This window comes from Hyalangium sp. (assembly GCF_035629615.1).
Taxonomy (GTDB): Bacteria; Myxococcota; Myxococcia; order Myxococcales; family Myxococcaceae; genus Hyalangium.
The window spans coordinates 1-4,677 of sequence record NZ_DASPHO010000824.1 but is presented as its reverse complement, the minus strand read 5'-3'; the positions used below and the strand labels follow the sequence as shown (position 1 = coordinate 4,677).

The window sequence follows — 4,677 nt, the reverse complement described above, 5'->3', positions numbered from 1 at the left end:
GGGGTGAGCGCTCCCGAGAGCGCCGCGGTGACCTCCTGCAGCCTCTCCGTTCGCAGGCCGGCCTCCGCCAGCCGCTGGCGATCCGCGCTGAGCTCGCTGTGCAGCCGAGCACTGTCCAGCGCCAGCGCCGCGCAGTCCGCGATTGCCTCGATCAGCTCACGATCCGCCCGGGTGTAGGAAGCACTGCCCGGATCACGCACCAACCAGAGCGCGCCGTGGACACGCCTCTTCCCCGCGAGAGGCACCACCAGCAGGCTCTTCACGCCGACGTGCTCCAGGTAGGCCACGTACTCGGGCAGGACGGTGTTGCGCAGGACCGTGGGATCTGCGTCCGGCAGGAAGATGGACTTGCCCGACTCGACGGCCTTTCCAACGAACCCCTCGCCGATCCGCAGCTTCCGTGCCTTGTTGACCTGCTCGATCAGCATGCGCCGCGCCGGGTCGCGGTGCCGGATCGTGACGGGCTCGAGCCGCGTGCCCTTCGACGAGAGGAGATACGCGGCGCAGCCGTCCCCCAGGGCCTCGACGACATGCGCGGCGACGGCATCCAGGACGACCTCGAGATCCGGTCTGGCATCCGCCAGCTGCCGTGAAAGATCGACCAGGATGCGGAGGTGGGCCGCCGCTTCTGGCGCTGGATCTCCGTGCGTTGAGTCTCCTGCCACGGAAGCGTCACTGCGCCGGGGCAGGAGGTGCATGCCTGAGCCCATTGCACACTCGCGGGTTGACGAGGCTCTGGGCTAACAAAAATGTCCCAGCGGGACAAGGAACCGGGTCCACGCAAGTTCACTGCTGAGCCTTCGCGGAGCTCGCCTCACGCGCTCGGGCGGATCGTCTTCACGGCGCGCTCGGCGGTCCGGACGGCGTTCTTCCCGGCCTTTCCCTTCCCGCTCTTCTGGGCCTGGGCCGTGCTGCTCTTGCTCGCCACGGGGGCAGGGGAGAGGGTGAACCCGCTGTGCTCCGGCTCGGAGCGAGACACGGAGTAGACCTCGGCCCCACTCGGAGTGACGTGCACGGCGAACTCATGCGTCTCGCCATCCCGCAGCCGCAGCGTCACCCGGCTCACACCCGGGCGCTTCGCGCGAATCTCCGCGCCGCTCTTGGAGGTCTGCACCTCCACCACCGACGTGTCCGAGCTCTCCACCTGGCTGCCACGGCCGGGGAAGCCGAGGAACGTCGTCTGCCCTACCCACAGCGCCAGGGGTGCCGCCCACGAAGCCGTCGAGTACAGGGCCACCGCGACGATCATCAGCTTCCCGGCGTTGCGCAGCATGGTCATCTCCCAAGCGCGTTTGTGGGGCGCGTACCTGTATTATCCGACATGTGGGCAGAAAGTTGCGTCGTGCTGTAACTCCTGTGATCTTCAGGGGTTGCGGCAAGAAAAAGGGCCACCCCTTACGGAGGATGGCCCTTTTTCGTCCCGATTTACGGCCGCCTAGTAGCGGTAGTGGTCGCTCTTGTACGGGCCCTGCTTGGGCACGCCGATGTACTTCGCCTGCTCCTCGGTGAGCGTCGTCAGCGTGGCGGCCAGCTTGCTCAGCTGCAGGCGCGCCACCTTCTCATCGAGGTGCCGGGGCAGCATGTAGACGCCCGGCTTGTACATGCCGGGGTTGGCGAAGATCTCCACCTGCGCCAGCACCTGGTTGGCGAAGGAGGAGCTCATCACGTAGCTGGGGTGACCGGTGCCGCAGCCCAGGTTCACCAGCCGGCCCTCGGCCAGCAGGATGATGCGCTTGTTGTCCGGGAAGATGATGTGGTCGACCTGGGGCTTGATGTTCTCCCACTTGTACTGCTTGAGGCTCGCCACATCGATCTCGTTGTCGAAGTGGCCAATGTTGCAGACGATGGCGTTGTTCTTCATCCGCTTCATGTGCTCGTGGGTGATGACGCGGAAGTTGCCGGTGGCGGTGACGAAGATGTCGGCATGCTCCGCCGCGTAGTCCATGGTGACGACGCGGTAGCCCTCCATGGCCGCCTGCAGCGCGCAGATCGGATCGATCTCGGTGACCCACACCTGGGCCTGCAGCCCGCGCAGCGCCTGCGCCGAGCCCTTGCCCACCTCGCCGTAGCCGGCCACCACGGCCACCTTGCCGGCGATCATGACGTCCGTGGCGCGCTTGATGCCGTCCACCAGGGACTCGCGGCAGCCGTAGATGTTGTCGAACTTGGACTTGGTGACCGAGTCGTTCACGTTGATGGCCGGGAACTTCAGCTTCCCCTCCTTGGCCATCTGGTACAGGCGGTGGACGCCGGTGGTGGTCTCCTCGGTGACGCCGAGGATCCCCTGGGCCGTCTTCGAGTACCAGCCGGGCTTGGCCTCCAGGCGCTTCTTGATGGAGGCGAAGAGGAAGGTCTCCTCCTCGCTGCCGGGGTTGGCCAGCACGGAGGGGTCCGTCTCGGCCCGGCTGCCCAGGTGGAGCAGCAGGGTGGCGTCACCGCCATCGTCGAGGATCATGTTCGGCCCGCCGTCGGCGAACTCGAAGATGCGGTGGGTGTAGTCCCAGTACTCCTCCAGGTTCTCGCCCTTGTAGGCGAACACGGGAGTGCCGCTGGCGGCGATGGCGGCCGCGGCGTGGTCCTGCGTGGAGAAGATGTTGCAGGACGCCCAGCGGACTTCGGCGCCAATCGCCTCCAGCGTCTGGATGAGCACGGCGGTCTGGATCGTCATGTGGAGCGAGCCGGCGACACGCGCGCCCTTGAGGGGCTGCGTCTTGGCGAACTCCTCGCGGATCGCCATGAGACCGGGCATCTCGGTCTCTGCGATGGCGATCTCCTTACGGCCCCAGTCCGCCAGGCCGATGTCGGCGACGCGGTAGTCGGTGAACTTCTTCAGATCGGTGACAGCCCTCATGGTGTTGCTCCTGATTGTCAGGGGCTGAGGGTGGGAGCGCGGGCTCTGTGCTCGCCTCCCGTGCCTTCAGCCACGAGTCAGCGAGCGCCGTTACAATCCTGAGCCTGGCGGGGACTTGCCCCGTTGCAGCGCTCCTCAGGTGGCGACACCTTAACGGATAACGGGTGCGCTTTGCCAGGGGGTAGGCAGGAGGGGGTGCCTGGACGCCTACAGTCCGTCCAGGAGCCCCAGCCGATCCTTCAAGCGCAGGACACGGCGGACGGCTGCATCCAGCTGGGCGGCCAGCTTCGGATCCGACTGGGCCAGCTTCATGAGGATGCCGAAGTAGTCCATTCCCCCGCTCCAGTCCGGGGGCTCGGTGGTGAGGATGAGATCGTTGCCCGCCAGGAAGGCCAGCCGGACGACTTCCTCCCGCTCGGCGCCGATCTGCTCGGCCAGGGCGCGGATGGCCACGTCGTCGGTGATGGTGATCCACCCGCTCTCGTGGGCCAGGGCCACGAGCGCCGGCTCGAGGATGGCGGGCTTGGGGCCGAACTTCGAGTAGACGATGTTCGACATCATCACCCCGCCCAGGAACGGGTCCGCGGAGCGGAACACCGAGGCCTCGGCGCGCACGCGCGCCTCATCCCAGTCGACGGTGGCGTGCTCGTGATCCGAGTCGGAGTCGAGATCGCCGTAGCCGGGAAAGTGCTTCCCGATGGCGGCCACCCCGGCCTTGGCGAGCCCCCGGGCGAAGGCGGTGGCCTTCTGCTTCACCACCTCGGGCTCTCCGGAGAATGCGCGCCCGTTGCGGAACATGTGGCCCTTGGCGGCCACGTCGAACACGGGGGCCAGGTTCATGTTGAGCCCCACCTCGCGCATGGCCTTGCCGACGCGCACACCCCACGCCTCGACCTCCTTGTCTTCCATCGCCGCCAGCTCGCGCGCGAGCGGCAGCGCCTGGATGGAGGGGTGCCGGTTCAGCCGGTTGAAGCTGCCGCCTTCGATGTCCACCGCGAAGAAGGGAGGGATGCGTGCGCGCTCGCGGGTGGTGCGGATGCGCTCCTTTGCCGCGTCGATCTTCCGGAGAGTCGCCCCTACGAACAGCACCCCGCCCACCTCCACGGCTCCGTCCTTGCTGATCTGGGGATAGGCGAGCAGCAGCTGTCCCACCTTGTCGCGCTGGGACAGCGACTGGAGGACCCGCTCCACGCGCGCCTCATCGGGAGTGCGCTCGACGAAGCCCTTGTTCTTCCGGGCCTGCGCGGCCGCGTCGCCGAAGGTGCAGAGCAGCAGCAGCAGGGGCACGAGCGATGAACGAAGGACGCCTCGCATGGGGACCGGGCTCACGGGATGCCCAGCTCCTTGCGCAGCCGGTTGGTGATCTTGAAGTACTCCGTTCGGGAGAAGGGCACGTTGAGGATGTGGAAGTCCTTCTTGGACAGGCCCACGCAGCCGAAGCAGTAGTTGCAGTCCTGCAGGTTGTGGCACAGCAACAGGTACGCGCTGCCCGTGCAGTTCTCGCACTGCACGCAGTAGGCGCACGCGTGACAGCTCTTCGAGTCCACGCAGTGCGAGCAGTTGTTGCACAGCTCGCAGCGCACGCAGTGGGTGCAGTGGTAGCAGCTGTCGCAGTCCTTGCAGAACATGCAGTTGGCGCAGCGCTGGCACCCCTCGCACGCGTACGAGCCGGGGTTGCCCGGATCCGCGGCGAACATCTTCGCCAGCTTCTGGAACTGCTCCATGAACTCCCGCTTGCCCAGCGCCACCACCGCCTCTCGCGCCGCCTGCTCCTCCTGGGGCTCGAGCTTCTCGGGCGTGGGCGCGCGCGTTCCTTTCTCCTTCAC

General features: G+C 66.9%; 5 protein-coding genes and 1 riboswitch. All 5 genes read right to left on the bottom strand.

What is annotated here, in order from left to right:
• A partial coding sequence (locus VD972_RS41505; RefSeq protein ID WP_324994926.1) for a GAF domain-containing protein occupies nucleotides 1-698 on the bottom strand: 698 nt, incomplete at its 3' end.
• Nucleotides 699-814: 116 nt separating this feature from the next.
• On the bottom strand, nucleotides 815-1,273 hold the full coding sequence (locus tag VD972_RS41500) for a hypothetical protein (RefSeq protein ID WP_324994925.1): 459 nt from the start codon (nucleotides 1,271-1,273) through the stop codon (nucleotides 815-817).
• A 162-nt stretch (nucleotides 1,274-1,435) separates the two neighbouring features.
• The gene (ahcY, locus tag VD972_RS41495; RefSeq protein ID WP_324994923.1) at nucleotides 1,436-2,851 is read right to left on the bottom strand and encodes an adenosylhomocysteinase; all 1,416 of its coding nucleotides are present in this window, start codon (nucleotides 2,849-2,851) and stop codon (nucleotides 1,436-1,438) included.
• Nucleotides 2,852-2,926: 75 nt separating this feature from the next.
• Nucleotides 2,927-2,994: riboswitch (S-adenosyl-L-homocysteine riboswitch) on the bottom strand.
• Nucleotides 2,995-3,058: 64 nt separating this feature from the next.
• On the bottom strand, nucleotides 3,059-4,180 hold the full coding sequence (locus VD972_RS41490) for a glycoside hydrolase family 3 N-terminal domain-containing protein (protein WP_324994921.1): 1,122 nt from the start codon (nucleotides 4,178-4,180) through the stop codon (nucleotides 3,059-3,061).
• A partial coding sequence (locus VD972_RS41485; RefSeq protein ID WP_324994919.1) for a caib/baif family protein occupies nucleotides 4,177-4,677 on the bottom strand: 501 nt, incomplete at its 5' end. The genes VD972_RS41485 and VD972_RS41490, both read right to left, overlap by 4 nt.